Consider the following 16,962-nt stretch of genomic DNA (forward strand, 5'->3'; position numbering starts at 1 on the left):
GTGAAACACCCCTCACCGACACCGGGTGCCCGGTCGATCCGACCGGGCACCCGACTGATCAATCGATTGATCAACTGGTCTGATCGACCGGCTCGGTTCACCGGCTGATCAACCGGCCCGGTTCACCGGCTGATCAACCGGCCCGGTTCAGACGCCGATGTTCTTGCCGTCCTTGCGCCAGACCGACACGACCGCCGGGCGGACGATCTTGCCGGGGCCGTCGGGCCACACCGACTGGGGCTTCTCGACGGACGCGCCGTCGATCTCGCCCGGGTGCTGGACCGAGACCAGTACGCGCTTGTCCTGGATCAGCGGGCCACAGGTCTCGGCGCCGCGCGGCACGGTCAGGAACTGCTTCAACTCACCGCGGCGCTCACCTGCGGTGGCGACGCCGAACAGACCGTCGTGCGAGCCGAGCTGGTTGCCGTCGGTGGAGATCCACAGGTTGCCGTGCGGGTCGAAGGCCACGTTGTCCGGGCAGGAGATCGGGCTGACCTTGTCCTTCGGGAAGCCGGCGAAGTAGGTGGCCGGGTCGTTGGGGTCACCGGCGACCAGGAAGAGCCGCCAGGCGAAGCCGTCGCCCGCCGGGTCGTCGAAGTTCTCGGCCAGCTCCAGGATCTGGCCGTGCTTGTTCAGGTTGCGGGGGTTGGCCTCGTCCGCTCCCGCCTTGCCGGCCTTGCCGCGGTCGGTGTTGTTGGTCAGCGCGATGTAGACACGGCCGGTGCGCGGGGAGGGCTCGACGTCCTCGGGGCGGTCCATCTTGGTGGCGCCCACCTTGTCGGCGGCCTGCCGCGTGAAGACGTACACCTCCTCGGCGGTCATGCCCTCGACGTGCGAGACGTTGCCGGTGGCGAGCTTGATCCAGACACCGGATCCGTCGAACTGGCCGTCCGAGGGCAGCTTGCCCGTGCCGTCGATCTCGGCGGCCGGCGAGTCACCGGTCAGCTTGGCGACGTACAGGGTGCCCTCGTCGAGGAGCGTCAGGTTGTGCTCCTTCGCGGCGCGCGAGCCGCCCTTCTTCATCCGCTTCGACGAGACGAACTTGTAGAAGTAGTCGAAGCGCTCGTCGTCGCCCATGTAGACGACCGGACGGCCGTCCTCGGTCAGGCGCGGCTGGGCGGCCTCGTGCTTGAAGCGCCCCAGCGCGGTGCGCTTGCGCGGGGTGGACGTCGGGTCGTACGGGTCGAGCTCGACGACCCAGCCGAAGCGGTGCGACTCGTTGGGTTCCTGCACGATGTCGAAGCGCTTGTCGAACCGCTCCCACTTGCGCTCGGTGGCGCCCGTGGTCATGCCGTAGCGCTTGAGCCGGGCGGCCTGGGTCGCGTCCGTGACCTGTCCGGCGTTGGCGAAGTACTGGTTGAAGTTCTCCTCGCCGTGGAGGGTGGTGCCCCACGGGGTGGTGCCGCCGGCGCAGTTGTTCAGGGTGCCGAGCACCTTCGTGCCGGTCCGGTCGGCGGAGGTCTTCAGCAGCTCCGAGCCCGCCGCGGGGCCGGTCAACCTGAACTCGCTGGTGGCGGTGAGACGACGGTTGAGCTGGTGCCGGGTGACCGCCGTCAGCTTGCCGCTGCGGTGGTCCTCCTGCACGACGACGACGGAGAGCCCGTGCGCGGCCCAGGCGATCTCGACCTGCTCACGGGTCGGGTTGGCCGGGTCGTACGCCTTGAACATGAGGTTCTCGTCGGTGTACTCGTGGTTGGCCACGAGCAGCTGCCGACGCTCGTAGTCGTCGCCGAGCGGGAGAAGGCTCAGGAAGTCGTTGTTGTAGCCGAACTGGCCGGCCTGCGCGGCAGCGGTCTGCTTGTCGGGGTTGAAGCCCGGCGCGCCCTTGACGATGGGCTCGCCCCAGCGGATGACCACGTTCTGCTCGTGGCCCTCGGGAACGGTGACCTTGTCGTCGGTGTTCGGCGCGACGGCCTTGAAACGCAGACCGCGGGCCGCGTCGCCGACACCCGCCGCACCGGAGCCCCGGGTGTCGACGGAGGGGGAGGCGTTGGCGGAAGAGCCGTTGCCGCCCAGTGTGACGGCGGTGCCGGCGGCGGTGGCCACCGTGACGACGGCGGCGGACCGGAGCATCGAGCGGCGGGAGTAGGCGCGGGCGATCACATCGCCGACGTACTCGTTGTCGCTGGTGTTCGGCACCTCGTGGAAGCATGCGTCGCCACAGCGGTAGCGGCAGGTGAGAGCGGAACGGCCGCTCCCATGCGGGTTGCCGAGGAGCGGCAGAAGCTTGCGCACGAGGTGTCCTCCGAGGGTGCACGGCGCCGACAACATGTCGGAACGAACAGCCGTGACGCTAGGCGGGGGTTGCGCCGATGCGGCGGCGCGGGGATGAACGGTCGGTGAACCCGGCACGGCGGAGGGGCAGTTCCCCACGCGCTCCGGTTGTCTGCGAGGGTTGGCGCCACGAAAGGCGCCCCTGCCGAAGTTCCAGCCAAGGGGCCGATAACCTTACGTGTCCACTCTGGGCAGGGATCTACCGCGCAGCACGGACAAATGACTCACGCACTCATGCGAAAGGCCTGGCCCATGGGTATTCGGAGCTTGTTGCGCAAGGTGTTCGGACGGTCTACCGAACCGGTTCCGGATACGTCGGACGCCCCATCGGCGGCCGTCCCGAGCCAGACGGAACGTACGCCCATGGACTCGGCGGCCGAATTGGTCGCCGCGTCCTTCGACAACCCCACTGTTCCCCCGCAGTCCGCTCCGCGGGACCGCGAAGCCGGCACCGTGATGACGGCGCCGGCCGTCCCGGAGGCCCGCCGCCCGGCGCCTTCGGCCGGTACCGGAAGCCCGGCGGAGCCCGCCGCCGAGCCGACGCCGGAGCCGACGCCGGAGCCGACGCCGGAGCCGGCCAAGGCCGATGCGGCGCCCGTCGTGGCCGAGGCGGAGGCGGTACCCGCCGAAGCGGTTCAGGAGCCGGTCGTCGCCGAGGCCGTCGCGGCGGACGTCGAGGCCGTCGAGCCCGAGGTCGTGCCGGTCGCGGCGGAGCCCGCCGAGACCGCCACCGCCGAAGCCGAGGCCGTCGAAGCCGAGGCCGTCGAGCCCGAGGCCGTCGAGCCCGCACTCGTCGCTGCGGCCGAGGTCGAGCCGGAGCAGGTCGCCGCCGAGCCCGTGACGGCCGAGGCCGAAGCCGAGCCGGTCGCCGCCGAAGCCACACCCGAGCCGGAGCCGGTGGTCGAGCCCGAGCCGGCGGTCGAGGCCGTCGTCGCCCCAGCGGTCGAGCCCGTCGTGATCGAACCCGCCCCCGCGGTCGAGCCCGTCGTGATCGAGCCCGCCCCCGTGGTCGAGGCCGTCGTGATCGAACCGGTCGTGGTCGAGCCGGAGCCCGCAGTGGCCGAGCCCGCACCCGAGGTCGAAGCCGAGCCGGTCGCCGCCGAAGCCGCCGCCGAGCCGGTGGCCGTGCCCGTGGTCGAGCCGATCGTGGTCGAGCCTGAGCCTGTCGCCGCCCACGCCGAAGCCGAAGCCGCACCCGCCGTCGAGGCGGTCGCCGCCGGGGTCGGGGGGCCGGCCGTCGCGCTCGCCGCCGTCAAGCGGCGGGCCGCGCCGGTGGCCGGGGCGTACAAGGCCGCCGGTCAGGTGCTGCGCGCCAAGGGGAAGGCCGGCGCGCGCGCCAAGGTGTACCTCGTACTGGACCGGTCCTTCTCGATGCGCGGGTTCTACAAGGACGGCAGTGCCCAGCACCTCGCGGATCACGCCCTGGCCCTCGCCGCGCACCTCGACGAGGCGGCGACCGTGCACACGGTGTTCTTCTCCACGGACGTGGACGGCACCGCCGACCTCACCCTGGACGGCCACGACGAGGCCTGGGTCGAGGCCCGTCACGCCGAACTCGGCCGCATGGGACGCACCAGCTACCACGTGGCCGTCGAGGCCGTCGTCGAGCGGTACCAGAAGGACGGCGGAACGGGCCCGGCCCTCGTCGTCTTCCAGGTCGACGGGGCCCCCGACAACCGTCAGCCCGCCCGGCAGGCGATCGTCGCCGCAGCCGCGCACGACATCCACTGGCAGTTCGTGGGCTTCGGTGACCACGACAGCAAGGGCTTCGACTTCCTGCGCAAGCTGGATGCCGAGAACGCCGGTTTCTTCCACGCCGGGCCCGCGCCCCGCGAGCTGGCCTCGGTGGCCCTGGTCAAGGGCCTCCTCGACCGCTTCTAGGTCGGCAGGCACGTGAGAGAAGGCCGCCGCCCCCGGTACCCCCGGGGGCGGCGGCCTTCTCGCGTACGCGGCCCCGGCCCGGCCCCGGCCCGGCCGCGGAGGACCTCGGAGGGCCCCGGTGTGCCCTGCGACGCCAAGCACGGCCCCCGGAGGTCCGGAAGGGCCCCGGGTCGAGTCACAGCGGCCTCAGGAGGCGCAGGGGCCTCACCCCCGGAGCGCGCTCACGCAGAAGGGCGGCGACCCCGGACATCCGGGGTCGCCGCCCTTCCACGTACACACCACACGGCGAGCCGCACGAACCGCACGAGCCCCCGTGCGGGGGATCGTGCGGGGGCTCGTGCCCGTTCCTACTGGTGCTGCTTGACCGACTTCTCGACGGGCTCGGTCTCCTTGGTCTCGACCGGCTTGCGCAGCGCGATGTTCAGCTCGCGCAGGCGGGTCTCCTCCAGGACGGTGGGCGCGCCCATCATCAGGTCCTGCGCGTTGCCGTTGAGCGGGAAGGCGATCGTCTCGCGGATGTTCGGCTCGTCGGCGAGCAGCATCACGATGCGGTCGACGCCGGGGGCGATGCCACCGTGCGGCGGGGCGCCGAGACGGAACGCGCGGAGCATGCCGGCGAACTCGCGCTCGACGGTCTCGGCCTCGTAACCGGCGATCTCGAAGGCCTTCAGCATGACCTCGGGCTCGTGGTTGCGGATGGCGCCGGAGGACAGCTCGATGCCGTTGCAGACGATGTCGTACTGCCAGGCCAGGATGTCCAGCGGGTCCTTCTCCTCCAGGTCCTTCACGCCGCCCTGGGGCATGGAGAACGGGTTGTGGGAGAAGTCGATCTTGCCGGTCTCCTCGTCCTTCTCGTACATCGGGAAGTCGACGATCCAGCAGAAGCGGAAGACGTTCTCCTCGAAGTGGCCCGCGCGCTTGGCCGCCTCGACGCGGACGCCGGACATGATCTTGGAGACCTCGTCGAACTCGCCCGCGCCGAAGAACACCGCGTGGCCGGCCGCGAGACCGAGGCGCTCGGTGAGGACCTTGACGTTCTCCTCGGTGAGGAACTTGGCGATCGGGCCGGTCAGCGCGCCGTCCTCGCCCACGCGGACCCAGGCCAGGCCCTTGGCGCCGAGCGAGATCGCGTACTCGCCGAGGCCGTCGAAGAACTTGCGGGGCTGCGCGGCGGTGTCCGGGACGGCCAGCGCACGCACGTGCTTGCCGGCGAACGCCTTGAACTCCGAGCCCTCGAACACGTCGGTGATGTCGACGAGTTCCAGCTTGGCGCGCAGGTCGGGCTTGTCGTTGCCGTACTTCAGCATCGACTCGCGGAACGGGATCCGCGGGAAGGGGGAGGTGACCTCGCGGCCGTTGCCGAACTCGGTGAAGAGCTCGGTCATCAGGCGCTCGATCGGCTGGAAGACGTCCTCCTGCTCGACGAAGGACATCTCGACGTCGAGCTGGTAGAACTCGCCCGGCGAACGGTCGGCGCGGGCGTCCTCGTCGCGGAAGCAGGGCGCGATCTGGAAGTACCGGTCGAAGCCGGAGATCATCAGCAGCTGCTTGAACTGCTGCGGCGCCTGCGGCAGGGCGTAGAACTTGCCCGGGTTGAGGCGGGACGGAACGACGAAGTCACGGGCGCCCTCGGGGGAGGTCGCGGTGAGGATCGGGGTCGCCATCTCGTTGAAGCCGAGGGCCACCATCTTCGAGCGGATGGAGGCGATGACGGCCGAGCGCAGCATGATGTTGCGGTGCATGCGCTCGCGACGCAGGTCGAGGAAGCGGTACTCCAGTCGGCGCTCCTCGTTCACCCCGTCGTCGGTGTTGATGGTGAAGGGCAGCGGGGCGGACGCGCCGAGCACCTCGACCTCGGAGACCTCGATCTCGATGTCTCCGGTGGGCAGCTCCGGGTTCACGTTGTCCGCGCCGCGGGAGAGGACCTTGCCGTCGATCCGGACGACGGTCTCCTTGGAGACGCTGCTCAGGGCCTCGTTCGCGGCGGTGCCGGGACGGGCCACGAGCTGCGTGATGCCGTAGTGGTCACGGAGATCGATGAAGAGGATGCCGCCCAGGTCTCGACGGTTGTGCAGCCAGCCGCTCAGCCTGACGTCGGCGTTGACGTCGGAGGCTCGGAGCTCGCCGCACGTGTGGGACCTGTACCGATGCATCAGTCATCCAGTTCTTCGCGATACCAGGGTGGATTCAACCGTCCCCAGGTTACCGTCCGGGCCCCGGCCGCGCGGGCGGGGCCGGGGCGGCCCGGTCCGGCGGCCGTGTGGTCGCTCGCGGCGGGGGCTCGCGGACAGGCCCCGGGCGCGACCCGGGAGGGGATGCGGGGGACGGCCGTGCGGCGGGGCCGGGGGCCGTGAACAGGCACGCCCGGATCATCACCTGTAAAGATGACCGAGTGCGTACCGAGGATGTCCTGGCCGCTATCGCGACCGGCCTGTGGCGATGGGACAACGGGTCCGGGACCGTCACGCTCGACGGCGAGGCCGCCCGGCTGCTCGGGCTGCCCGCGGAACACGTCGTCCTGCCGGAGGTCGCCGTACGGTCCCGGTTCCACCCGGTGGACTGGAACGAGATCAACGGCATCGTGAACCTGGCCGTCGCCGAGGGCACCCTCGCCGAGGCCCGGCTGCGGATCATGGACGAGGACGGGCGCGTGCTGCGCACTGTGCGCAGCCGTTCCAAGCCCGTGGAGAACCTCAGCCCGGACGGTCGGGTGGACTACGAGCTGATCGGCACCATCCAGGAGATCGCCGAGCCGCAGCCCGGCACCACCGCCGTGCACACCCCGATCACCGGGGACTGGCGGCGCTCCCGCGAGGCGTTCCTGCTGGACGCCGGCCGGGCGCTGGCCGAGGCTCGGTCCACGGCCGAGGTGCTGCGGGTGGCGGCGTCGCTGTCGATGCCGGGGTTCAGCCCGGACGGGCTGGCCGTCTTCGGCGTGGCCGGCGACCGGCTGTCGATCATCGGGCACCACGGGCACGGGCCGGATCCGGAGGGGCCCTTCGCGGAGATGCGGCTGGACACGGACTACCCGGCGGCGGAGGTCGTGCGCACCGGGCGGGCGATCTACCTGCCGTCCCCGGAGGACTACAAGCGCCGCTTCCCGGCGACCTGGCCGTTGGCCCGGCACTTCGGCCGGATCTCCTGGGCCTTCCTCCCGCTGATCGTGGCGGGGCGGAGCATGGGTGCCTGGATGGCCGCGTTCAAGCACCCGGTGTCCTTCTCGCCGGACGAACGGTCCGTGCTGACCACGGTGGCCCGGATGCTGGCCCAGGCGCTCCAGCGGGCGGGCGTGGCGGAGTCCGAGCGGGAGCTGACCACCGGGCTCCAGCGGTCGATGATGCCGCAGCTCGGCCCCGAGATCCCGGGCATGACCCTCGCCGCCCGGTACGTCCCGACCGGCGGCGGGCTCCAGGTCGGCGGCGACTGGTACGACATGATCCCGCTGCCGTCGGGCCGGTTCGCGCTGGTCATCGGGGACGTGCAGGGCCACGACGTACGGGCCGCCGGGCTGATGGGGCAGTTGCGGATCGCCGTGCGGGCGTACGCCTCCGAGGGCCACCGGCCGGACGCGGTGCTCTCTCGGGCCTCCCGGTTCCTCGCCGGACTGTGTTCCACCCAGGACACGGCCGACTCGGCGTCCTACGACGACTCCGACTTCCTCAGCCCGCGCTTCGCGACCTGCCTGTACGTGGAGTGCGACCCGCGGACGGGCACGCTGGAGGTGGCCCGCGCCGGGCACCCCGACCCGGTGGTCCGGATGACGGACGGCACGGTGCTGATGCGGTCCACGGCGGGCGGGCTGCCGCTCGGCATCGTCCCGGACACCGACTACCCGACGACCCGGTTCACCCTCGAACCCGGCGAGACGATGATGCTGTGCACCGACGGGCTCATCGAGACCGGCGGCCACGACCTGGACACGGGCTGGGCTCGACTGCGGGCGATCCTGGAGGCCGAGACCCCGGACGGCGGGGCCCTCGACGCCGACGGCATGGCGGCCGGGCATCTGGAGAAGCTGGCCGACCTGCTGGTGCAGGCCGTGCACGGGCCGTCCTCGCACCACACCACCGGCCCGCTGGCCGATCGGCGCGAGGACGACATAGCCGTGGTCCTGCTGTGCCGCGAGGGCGTGGGCTGTGGCTGCGGCACCCCGCAGACCCACCCGGCGCCCCCGTCCCGCCGCACGCTGCTGACCGTGGCGCAGGCGGAGCCGGCCCGGATCGCGGGAGCCCGGCAGCAGATCCGGGAGCTGCTGCACGACTGGGCGGACTCCGAGCAGGTGGACTCGGCGGTGCTGATGGTCTCCGAGATGGTGACGAACGTACTGGTGCACACGGACGGCGACGCGGTGCTGGTCGCGGACGCGGTGGGCGAGCCGGGGACCAGGCGGCTGCGGGTGGAGGTGGCCGACTCCAGCGACGAGCTGCCGCACAAGCGGCATCCGGGCGAGATGGCGTCGAGCGGACGCGGGGTGCTGTTGATGGAGATGCTCGCCGACGCGTGGGGCGTCGACCCGCGCGGCGAGGGCAAGTCCATCTGGTTCGAGCTGCGCGAGCAATCCAAACCCGCCCCGGACGCGGCCCCCGGCTCGGACGCGGCCCCCGATCCCGACACGGTCCCCGCCCGGCCGTGAGCGACCGGCCGGGACGACGCGCCCCGGCGTGGTTGGATGCACCGGTGTCGACTCCCGTGCTCCCCGAGCCCGTCCGGCGGTTGGCCGCCTGGTGCGCCGTCTTCCTGCTCGTCGCCGGCGTGGTCGCGGTGCTCGTCTGGTTGTGCGTCACCTTCCGGACCGCCGTGACGCCCGCGCTGCTGGCCCTGCTCGGGACGGCTCTGCTCGGTCCGATGCACCGGCGGCTGGTCGGCATGAGGGTCAACCGGTCGCTGGCCGCCGCGCTGACCTGCCTGGCGGTGGTGGCGTTCGTCGGCGGGGTCTCGTACGCGGTCACGCTCGCGCTGATCGAGACGGGCGATCAGATCGTCAGCGCGTTGCGGCGCGCCGGCGAGGACCTCGCCCGGCACTTCGGGGCGGCCGGCACCTCGTTGGAGGACCTGGCCAAGAACGCGCGGGAGCTGCTGACCAAGTTCGGCGGCACCGCCGCCTCCGGTGTGATCGCCGGCATCAGCGTCGTCGGCGAGTTCATCGGCACCTCGGTCCTGTCACTCCTGCTGATCTTCTTCTTCCTGCGGGACTCCGACCGCGCCGCCGGCGCCCTGCGTTCGCTGGGGCCGCGCGCGGCCGGCGACATCGTGGAGGCGATGGCCCGGCGGGCGTTCAAGGCCGTCGAGGGGTTCATGCGCGGGACCACCTTCATCGCCCTGATCGACGCGGTCTGCATCACGATCGGCCTGCTGGTCCTGCGCGTGCCCGGCGCGTTCGGGCTGGGTGCGCTGGTGTTCGTCGGCGCGTACATCCCGTACCTCGGCGCCTTCGTCTCCGGCACCATCGCCGTCCTCGTGGCCTTCGCGGACCGGGGGTGGGTGATCGGCCTGTGGGTCCTGGGCGTGGTGATCGCCGTGCAACTCCTGGAGGGACACGTGCTCCAGCCGATGATCCAGAGCCGCACCGTGCAGATGCACCCGGCGGTGGTCATGCTCGCCATCACCGCCGGCGCGGGCGTGGCCGGCGTCCTCGGCATGCTCCTCGCCGTCCCCCTCACCGCCGCCGCCTTCGGGGTCGCGTCGGAACTGCGCACCCGCTTCGAAACCCCGCCCGCCCCGAACCCCGAGCCGACCCCGGCCTGAGGCGCGGCCGTGCGCGACCCGGCACGACACCGCACCGCGCGCGACGAAGGCGCCGCCCGGGATCCGGGGGCGCCTTCGTCGTGGGGTGACCGCGTGGGGCGGTCGGTCAGCGGGTGCGCGCCGTCGTGGGGACGGTGCCCAGGCGGCCGGCCTGGAAGTCGTCGAAGGCCTGCTGGAGTTCGTGCTTGCTGTTCATGACGAACGGACCGTAGTGCGCCATCGGCTCACGGATCGGGCGACCGCCCAGCAGGACGACCTCCAGGTCCGGGGCGTTGGAGTCCTGGGACTCGTCCGCGCGGACGGTCAGGGAACCGCCCTCGCCGAACACCGCCGTCTGGCCCTTGTGGATCGGCCGGCGGTCCTGGCCGACCGAACCGCGCCCGGCCAGCACGTAGGCGAGGGCATTGAAGTCCTCGCGCCACGGCAGGGTGATCTGCGCGCCCGGGGTGATGGTCGCGTGGATCATCGTGATCGGGGTGTGGGTGATGCCGGGGCCCTCGTGGCCGTCCAGTTCACCGGCGATCACGCGGAGCAGCGAGCCGCCGTCCGGGGTGGACAGCAACTGCACCTGGCCGCCGCCGATGTCCTGGTAGCGCGGGGGCATCATCTTGTCGGTGGCCGGGAGGTTCACCCACAGCTGGAGGCCGTGGAAGAGTCCGCCCGAGACGACGAGGGACTCCGGCGGGGCCTCGATGTGCAGGAGGCCCGAACCGGCGGTCATCCACTGGGTGTCGCCCCCGTTGATGACTCCGCCGCCGCCGTTGCTGTCCTGGTGGACGAAGGTTCCGTCGATCAGGTACGTGACGGTCTCGAAGCCGCGGTGGGGGTGCCAGGGGGTGCCCTTCGGCTCGCCCGGCGCGTACTCCACCTCGCCCATCTGGTCCATCATGATGAACGGGTCGAGGTGCTGGTAGTTGATCCCGGCGAACGCGCGGCGCACCGGGAACCCCTCGCCCTCGAAACCACCCGGGGCGGTCGTGACGGCCAGCACCTTGCGGGCGGCGGTCTCCTGGGCGGGCTCCGCGACGCGGGGGAGCGTCAACGGGTTCTCCACAGTCACTGCAGGCATGGTCGGAACCTCCTTCTGGCGTCGAGTTTAGTTGAAACTCGAACTTTCTGCCACACCCCGCAGAACAGCACGCCGCCCGATGTCATTCCCGCGTCAACCCCGAGCCCCTGACCCGGGTCTTTACACCGGCAGAGGACGAGGACCGACCGAGGGGGCACCACGTGGACGACATCGACTGGAACGGCAACCAGCACATCGAGAACGTCGGCAGCGACGAGCGCGACGAGCGCCGCACATCGTCCGCGCTCTCCGCGCTCCTCTGGTCCCTCGCCACCGCGGCCTGCCTCTTCGGCGCCGGCTACGTCGCCTTCCGCTGGGCGTCGACCGGCATGCCGCTGTCGCCGCAGCCCGGCTCCCCGTGGGCGTACCTCGCCACCTGGAGCGCCTTCTGCCTGGTCGGCTGTCTGCTGATCCGCTGGGCCTCGGTCACCGAGGGCGGCGAGGGCACGGGCTACGTGGTCTTCGTCATCGCCTTCGCGGGCGTCCGACTGAGCCTGGCCCACCGCCCGGGACTCGACCTCCTCTGGGCCTGGGCCGTACCGGCACTCCTGCTGGGCACCGCCACCGCCCTGGCCTGGCGCCGCCGCGCCGCACACCGCGCCTGAGCCCCCGACGACGTCGGCCCGCCCCGGCGGTGCCGGGACGGGCCGATGCGAGGTGCGGGGAGAGCCGTGTGCCGCGAGGGGAGGGCCGGACTAGCCGTACATCCGGCGCATCGCGAAGTCGACCATCTGCTCGACCGCCTTCGCGTCGAAGACCATCCGGTGGTCGCCCTCCATGTCGAGGACGAAGCCGTAGCCGGTCGGCAGCAGATCGATCACCTCGGCGCCGGTGATCACGAAGTACTTGGACTCCTTGCCGGCGTACTGGCGCAGTTCCTTGAGCGTGGTGAACATGGGGATCACCGGCTGCTGCGTGTTGTGCAGCGCCAGGAAGCCGGGGGTGTCACCGCGCGGGCAGTAGACCTTCGAGGTCGCGAAGATCTGCTGGAAGTCCTCGGCGGACAGCGACCCGGTCGTGAAGGCGCGCACCGCGTCGGCGAGCGACGGCGGCGAGGGCTCGGGGTACAGCGGCGGCTGCTGCGCGTAGCCCTGCTGGGGCGGGGGCTGCTGCGCATAGCCCTGCTGCTGGGCGCCCGGAGTCTGGTCGTAGCCGTACATGCGGCCCACCCTACCGAGCGCCCGACGCCGTACCCGCCGGTACCGGCCACCACCCTCAGCCGGACAGCTCCCCGGCCTTCAACGCCCGCACGAACGGAACCCATGCGGCGGCCGTGACGATCACGGCGGGGCCGTCCGCCCGCTTGGAGTCCCGGACGGGTACGAGACCGGTGACGCCGTCGGCGACTTCGACGCAAGTTCCGCCGTCACTGTTCGTGTAGCTGCTCGTGCGCCAGCATGCAGCGCTCAAGTCAATTCTCCTGCTTGCCATTTCGGTAGTCCTCTGCGGCCGCCTCCATCATGGCGAGGGACGCCTCTGGCGGTAGCGCGACGGCCCTCAGCAGATCGTACGACCTTCGGTACTTCTTCACGATCGCCGGATCGTCGACTGTCAGACCGCTGTGGAGGGACTCCGTATAGACGAGTGGCGGTGCGTCGGCGAAGGACATGATCAGGGAGGTTCCCGCTGACATGAACGGGTGCGCTCCGGTGTTCCACGGGACGATCTGTGGAACGATCCGATTCCGCCGCGCCAGGCTCACGATGTGGCCCAGTTGCTCCGCCATCAGGCCTGGCGCGACGACGGGCAGCCGAAGCAGCGACTCGTGCATGATGACCCAGTACTCAGGCCTGGCATGGTCATCCTCGAAGAGGTCTGCCCGTGCCAACCGGGCCTGGACCTTCACGCTGGTTTCCTCCGGAAGCTCCAAGGGGCGTTCGGCTCGCGCCAAGGCGCGCGCGTACTCAGCCGTCTGCAACAGTCCCGGAAAGGCAGTCGGGCACCATTCCTCGATCGTCTCCGCGACCTTCTCCGCCTCCAAGACCTTCTCGGCGTACTTGGCGTGACCGACGTGCCGGGCCTTGCGCGCGTCCTCACAGCACCGCTCGAAGAATCCGTCCGTGCGCAGCACCCGGTCCACGTGCCGTGCCAGATCCAATGGCATGCGCCGCTGGGCCCGTTCGATCTCGCTGAGGTAGCTCACCCCGTAGAAGCTGCCCTCCACGGTCTCCTGGAGCGTCAGCCCGGCCCGTTCCCGCTGCCAGCGCAACTCCTTCCCGTAGAAGGCCGGAACGCTGGCCGAGCCGTCAATGTCCTTGCGTGCGGCCATCGTCGGAGCCCGCCTTTCACACCTCGCGCCGTGGAGCCGGAAACCCTTCCCACGGTACGCACCGCAACCCCACTCTGTGAGGGCTTCGTCACACTCCGCACACTCCGCACAGGAACGGATGCCCCCCATGAGCGACCACGCCGGCGACCGCCTCGCCATCGAGGCACTGACCGAGCTCCGCAGCGCGCTGATCGCGCACGGGATCATGCTCCCCTCCCTCGACCTGCACCTCCCCTCCTACGCCGCGACCCACCGCACCCCGCCCCCGCTGCTCGCCCTCGGTTCGTGCAACCCGGCCACCGCCCGCGCCCTCGCCGCCGCCCTGAACCGGGCCCCGCGCCGGTGAGGCCGTTCCGTGCCGGGGTGCTCGCGCTGCCGCAGGAGCTGTCGGCGTTGCGGCGGGCCGTGCGGGCGCACGTGGACGCGCCCTGTCACGACCTCCAGCTCTGCGTGAGCGAGCTGGTGGGCAATGTGATCGCGCACGTCGGCGAGGGCACCCCCGTGACCCTCGCCATCACCCGCACGGCCGACGGCCGCACCCGGGTGGAGGTCAGCGACCCCGACCCCCGGCTGTGGCCGGTCCTGCGCCGGGCGAGCGAGGAGGACGAGGGCGGTCGGGGCCTGGCCGTGCTCGACGCCGTCGCCGCCCGCTGGGGCGTGCGCCCCGGCCCGTACAGCGGCAAGACCGTCTGGGCCGAACTCCCGCCCCCGCAGCTCCCGCACCCGTAGCCCGCACAACCCCACGCACCACCCCCCGGACCCGCCCGAGGCCCGCGATCCCGACCCCGCACGGGTCTGGGCTTCCGGCGACACTCCAGTCACTCTGGCTTGATGCTGGTCACAGTCACCGGTAAGGGGTTGCTTGTTATTACCGACGGGTAGCATCATGACGTTACCGATTGGTATGTACGAGGAACCTGTCTCCCCGAGCCTTAACGGAGCCGTCGCCATGGGGCACTACAAGTCGAATCTCCGCGACATCGAGTTCAACCTCTTCGAGGTGCTCGGCCGCGACAAGCTGTACGGCACCGGCCCGTTCGGTGAGATGGACACCGAGACCGCGAAGACCATCCTCAGCGAGATGACCCGGCTCTCCGAGAACGAGCTGGCCGCCTCCTTCGAGGACGCCGACCGCAACCCGCCGGTCTTCGACCCGACCACGAACACCGCGCCCGTCCCGGCGTCCTTCAAGAAGAGCTACAAGGCCTTCATGGACTCCGAGTACTGGCGCCTGGGCCTGCCGGAGGAGATCGGCGGCACCACCTCGCCCCGCTCGCTCATCTGGGCCTTCGCCGAGACGATCCTGGGCGCGAACCCGGCCGTGTGGATGTACTCCTCCGGCCCGGCGTTCGCCGGCATCCTCTACGAAGAGGGCAACGAGGCGCAGAAGAAGGTCGCCGAGATCGCGGTCGAGAAGCGCTGGGGCTCCACCATGGTCCTCACCGAGCCGGACGCCGGCTCGGACGTCGGCGCCGGCCGCACCAAGGCCGTGCAGCAGGACGACGGCTCCTGGCACATCGAGGGCGTCAAGCGCTTCATCACCTCCGGTGAGCACGACATGGAGGAGAACATCCTCCACTACGTCCTCGCCCGCCCCGAGGGCCACGGCCCGGGCACCAAGGGCCTGTCGCTCTTCCTCGTCCCGAAGTTCCACTTCGACTGGGAGACCGGCGAGCTGGGCGAGCGCAACGGCGTCTACGCGACGAACGTCGAGCACAAGATGGGCCTCAAGGCGTCCAACACGTGCGAGATGACCTTCGGCGACCAGCACCCCGCCAAGGGCTGGCTGATCGGTGACAAGCACGACGGCATCCGCCAGATGTTCATGATCATCGAGTTCGCCCGCATGATGGTCGGCACGAAGGCCATCGCCACGCTCTCCACCGGCTACCTGAACGCCCTGGAGTACGCCAAGGAGCGCGTGCAGGGTCCGGACCTGGCCAACTTCATGGACAAGACGGCCCCCAAGGTCACCATCACGCACCACCCCGACGTGCGCCGCTCGCTCATGACGCAGAAGGCGTACGCCGAGGGCATGCGCGCCCTCGTGCTGTACACCGCCTCCGTCCAGGACGAGATCCAGGTCAAGCAGGCCGCGGGCGAGGACGCCTCCGCGCTCGTCGGCCTGAACGACCTGCTCCTGCCGATCGTGAAGGGCTACGGCTCGGAGAAGTCGTACGAGCAGCTCGCGCAGTCGCTGCAGACCTTCGGTGGCTCCGGCTACCTCCAGGAATACCCGATCGAGCAGTACATCCGGGACGCCAAGATCGACACCCTCTACGAGGGCACCACGGCGATCCAGGGCCAGGACTTCTTCTTCCGGAAGATCGTGCGCGACCAGGGCGCCTCCCTGAACGTGCTCTCCGAGACGATCAAGAAGTTCCTCGCCGAGGCCGTCGGCGGCGACGACCTCGCCCCGGCCCGCGACGCGCTCGCCAAGGCCGCCGTGGACCTGGAGGCCATCGTCGGCCAGATGATCGTGGACCTCACCGCCACCGGCGAGGACGTCAAGAACATCTACAAGGTCGGCCAGAACACCACCCGCCTGCTGATGGCCTCCGGTGACGTGGTCGTCGGATACCTGCTGCTCAAGGGCGCGGCCGTGGCCGCCGAGAAGCTGGCGACGGCCTCCGCGAAGGACGTCCCCTTCTACACCGGCAAGATCGCCGCGGCGAAGTTCTTCGCCGCGGAGGTCCTCCCCGGCGTCTCGGTCCAGCGCGCGCTGGCCGAGTCCGTGGACAACACCCTCATGGAGCTCGACGAGGCCGCCTTCTAGGCCCCGAGGCACCCCACAGCTGTACGCGGTGTACGTACGCGGCAACGGCCGGATCCCGTCACGGGGTCCGGCCGGCGCCGTTTCCACGGCCCGTTTCCCGGCCGGTTCCCCGGGGCCGTTCCTCCCTTGTCGGTCGTTCATGGCACGCTCGTAGGCATGAGCCCACAGGATCAGCACGGCAGCAGGGGGTACTCCGTCCCGACCGGACGGCCGTACGCCCTCAAGGAGCTGCAGGCGACCCTGGGCAGCCTCGGCGACCACATGCGGGAGCTGTACGACGGCGCCCATCCCGCCGAGTACGACGGCGTCGCCGACGCCCTCTACATCGCCTTCCAGACCGCGTCCGGGCTGGCGCCCGCCAAGAGCTACACCGGCTGCGCCGAGCACCCCAACGGCGCCCTCGACCCCGAGGCCCCCGACGGCTGGGGCCGCTGCCTGATCTGCAACGACCGGCGGCGCCTCGGACTGCGCGGCCAGGGCGGCCGGCCCGCCGGCGCCGCACCCGCCGCCGGGGAGCAGCGCCGGCTCGGCTATCCCGTGCCGGACCCCCCGTACACCCACGACGTGCTGCGCGCCTTCCTCCGCACGATCGAGGACCGGCGCTTCCACCTGGGTCTCTCCTCCCCGCCGGAGGAGTTCGTGCGGATGGCGGACGACCTGCACCGCGCCTTCATCGTGGCCCGGGAACTGTCCCGGCCGCGGAACGCCTCGGGATGCTCCGAACACCCCGGGGCGCCGATCGACCCCGACGCCCCGCCGGGCGAGGCCTGTATCTTCTGCGCCGGACGCAGAAGACGCGCGCAGCGACCGGCGCAGACCCCCGAGATGCTCCCGCGCATCCGTCGGGGCGAGCGGCGGCAGTTGCAGCGCAGATTCGAGCGTCCGCCGGGCTGAGGACCACGGGACCGCGGACCACACATCCCGCGTCGCCCCGACCCCTTGCCATCC

Annotated in this window: 14 protein-coding genes; 8 read left to right on the forward strand and 6 right to left on the reverse strand. The window is 71.0% G+C overall.

The annotated features are described in order from the left end of the window. Window positions 1-147: 147 nt before the first annotated feature. Window positions 148-2,235: a PhoX family protein gene (locus ACQEVM_RS00960; protein WP_433073518.1), complete on the reverse strand. Its 2,088-nt coding sequence runs from the start codon at window positions 2,233-2,235 to the stop codon at window positions 148-150. Between the two features lie 402 nt (window positions 2,236-2,637). On the opposite strand from ACQEVM_RS00960, the gene ACQEVM_RS00965 reads away from it, so the two are divergent. Further along, window positions 2,638-4,155 (forward strand): VWA domain-containing protein, encoded by a 1,518-nt coding sequence (locus tag ACQEVM_RS00965; RefSeq protein WP_433073522.1) that lies wholly within the window; start codon window positions 2,638-2,640, stop codon window positions 4,153-4,155. Window positions 4,156-4,502: 347 nt separating this feature from the next. Here the strand turns inward: ACQEVM_RS00965 and aspS are convergent, their stop codons facing one another. Continuing rightward, the gene (gene aspS, locus ACQEVM_RS00970; RefSeq protein WP_433073525.1) at window positions 4,503-6,308 is read right to left on the reverse strand and encodes an aspartate--tRNA ligase; all 1,806 of its coding nucleotides are present in this window, start codon (window positions 6,306-6,308) and stop codon (window positions 4,503-4,505) included. Between the two features lie 239 nt (window positions 6,309-6,547). Here aspS and ACQEVM_RS00975 point away from each other — a divergent pair, with 239 nt between their 5' ends. Together ACQEVM_RS00975 and ACQEVM_RS00980 are read left to right on the forward strand one after the other, a co-directional pair. Continuing rightward, the gene (locus ACQEVM_RS00975) at window positions 6,548-8,788 is read left to right on the forward strand and encodes a SpoIIE family protein phosphatase (protein ID WP_433073528.1); all 2,241 of its coding nucleotides are present in this window, start codon (window positions 6,548-6,550) and stop codon (window positions 8,786-8,788) included. 44 nt (window positions 8,789-8,832) lie between these two features. After that, on the forward strand, window positions 8,833-9,900 hold the full coding sequence (locus tag ACQEVM_RS00980) for an AI-2E family transporter (RefSeq protein ID WP_433073531.1): 1,068 nt from the start codon (window positions 8,833-8,835) through the stop codon (window positions 9,898-9,900). Window positions 9,901-10,006: 106 nt separating this feature from the next. On the opposite strand, the gene ACQEVM_RS00985 is transcribed toward ACQEVM_RS00980, so the two are convergent. Further along, entirely contained in the window at window positions 10,007-10,969 is a 963-nt protein-coding gene (locus tag ACQEVM_RS00985; RefSeq protein WP_433073534.1) for a pirin family protein, read from the reverse strand. Window positions 10,970-11,130: 161 nt separating this feature from the next. Between ACQEVM_RS00985 and ACQEVM_RS00990 the strand changes: the two genes are divergently transcribed. After that, window positions 11,131-11,574 carry a hypothetical protein gene (locus ACQEVM_RS00990; protein ID WP_433073537.1) on the forward strand — a complete coding sequence of 148 codons (444 nt, stop codon included), beginning with the start codon at window positions 11,131-11,133 and terminating at the stop codon, window positions 11,572-11,574. A 90-nt stretch (window positions 11,575-11,664) separates the two neighbouring features. On the opposite strand, the gene ACQEVM_RS00995 is transcribed toward ACQEVM_RS00990, so the two are convergent. Genes ACQEVM_RS00995 through ACQEVM_RS01005 form a run of 3 tightly spaced genes read right to left on the reverse strand, consistent with a single transcriptional unit; the run spans window position 11,665 to window position 13,238 of the window. Further along, window positions 11,665-12,129: an SseB family protein gene (locus ACQEVM_RS00995; RefSeq protein ID WP_053675664.1), complete on the reverse strand. Its 465-nt coding sequence runs from the start codon at window positions 12,127-12,129 to the stop codon at window positions 11,665-11,667. Between the two features lie 55 nt (window positions 12,130-12,184). Then, the gene (locus ACQEVM_RS01000; protein ID WP_433073540.1) at window positions 12,185-12,379 is read right to left on the reverse strand and encodes a DUF397 domain-containing protein; all 195 of its coding nucleotides are present in this window, start codon (window positions 12,377-12,379) and stop codon (window positions 12,185-12,187) included. Between the two features lies 1 nt (window position 12,380). Then, window positions 12,381-13,238 (reverse strand): helix-turn-helix domain-containing protein, encoded by an 858-nt coding sequence (locus ACQEVM_RS01005; RefSeq protein WP_433073543.1) that lies wholly within the window; start codon window positions 13,236-13,238, stop codon window positions 12,381-12,383. A gap of 127 nt (window positions 13,239-13,365) precedes the next feature. Between ACQEVM_RS01005 and ACQEVM_RS01010 the strand changes: the two genes are divergently transcribed. The 4 genes from ACQEVM_RS01010 to ACQEVM_RS01025 all read left to right on the forward strand — a co-directional run bounded on the left by ACQEVM_RS01010 (window position 13,366) and on the right by ACQEVM_RS01025 (window position 16,908). Beyond that, the gene (locus ACQEVM_RS01010) at window positions 13,366-13,584 is read left to right on the forward strand and encodes a hypothetical protein (RefSeq protein ID WP_433073546.1); all 219 of its coding nucleotides are present in this window, start codon (window positions 13,366-13,368) and stop codon (window positions 13,582-13,584) included. Window positions 13,585-13,601: 17 nt separating this feature from the next. After that, window positions 13,602-13,967, forward strand: coding sequence for an ATP-binding protein (locus ACQEVM_RS01015; RefSeq protein WP_433073549.1), 366 nt, complete (start codon window positions 13,602-13,604; stop codon window positions 13,965-13,967). A 220-nt stretch (window positions 13,968-14,187) separates the two neighbouring features. Beyond that, on the forward strand, window positions 14,188-16,014 hold the full coding sequence (locus tag ACQEVM_RS01020; RefSeq protein WP_433073552.1) for an acyl-CoA dehydrogenase: 1,827 nt from the start codon (window positions 14,188-14,190) through the stop codon (window positions 16,012-16,014). Window positions 16,015-16,170: 156 nt separating this feature from the next. After that, the gene (locus ACQEVM_RS01025) at window positions 16,171-16,908 is read left to right on the forward strand and encodes a hypothetical protein (RefSeq protein ID WP_433073555.1); all 738 of its coding nucleotides are present in this window, start codon (window positions 16,171-16,173) and stop codon (window positions 16,906-16,908) included. The last annotated feature ends 54 nt before the right edge of the window (window positions 16,909-16,962 follow it).

This window comes from Streptomyces sp. CA-243310, from assembly GCF_050936775.1.
Taxonomy (GTDB): Bacteria; Actinomycetota; Actinomycetes; order Streptomycetales; family Streptomycetaceae; genus Streptomyces.

Bases quoted from the DNA above. Each gene is read 5' to 3' on its own strand.
- aspS (WP_433073525.1), bottom strand. From the start codon at position 6,308: ATGCATCGGTACAGGTCCCACACGTGCGGCGAGCTCCGAGCCTCCGAC.
- ACQEVM_RS01025 (WP_433073555.1), top strand. From the start codon at position 16,171: ATGAGCCCACAGGATCAGCACGGCAGCAGGGGGTACTCCGTCCCGACC.
- ACQEVM_RS00995 (WP_053675664.1), bottom strand. From the start codon at position 12,129: ATGTACGGCTACGACCAGACTCCGGGCGCCCAGCAGCAGGGCTATGCG.
- ACQEVM_RS00965 (WP_433073522.1), top strand. From the start codon at position 2,638: ATGGACTCGGCGGCCGAATTGGTCGCCGCGTCCTTCGACAACCCCACT.
- ACQEVM_RS01010 (WP_433073546.1), top strand. From the start codon at position 13,366: ATGAGCGACCACGCCGGCGACCGCCTCGCCATCGAGGCACTGACCGAG.
- ACQEVM_RS01005 (WP_433073543.1), bottom strand. From the start codon at position 13,238: ATGGCCGCACGCAAGGACATTGACGGCTCGGCCAGCGTTCCGGCCTTC.
- ACQEVM_RS01020 (WP_433073552.1), top strand. From the start codon at position 14,188: ATGGGGCACTACAAGTCGAATCTCCGCGACATCGAGTTCAACCTCTTC.
- ACQEVM_RS00985 (WP_433073534.1), bottom strand. From the start codon at position 10,969: ATGCCTGCAGTGACTGTGGAGAACCCGTTGACGCTCCCCCGCGTCGCG.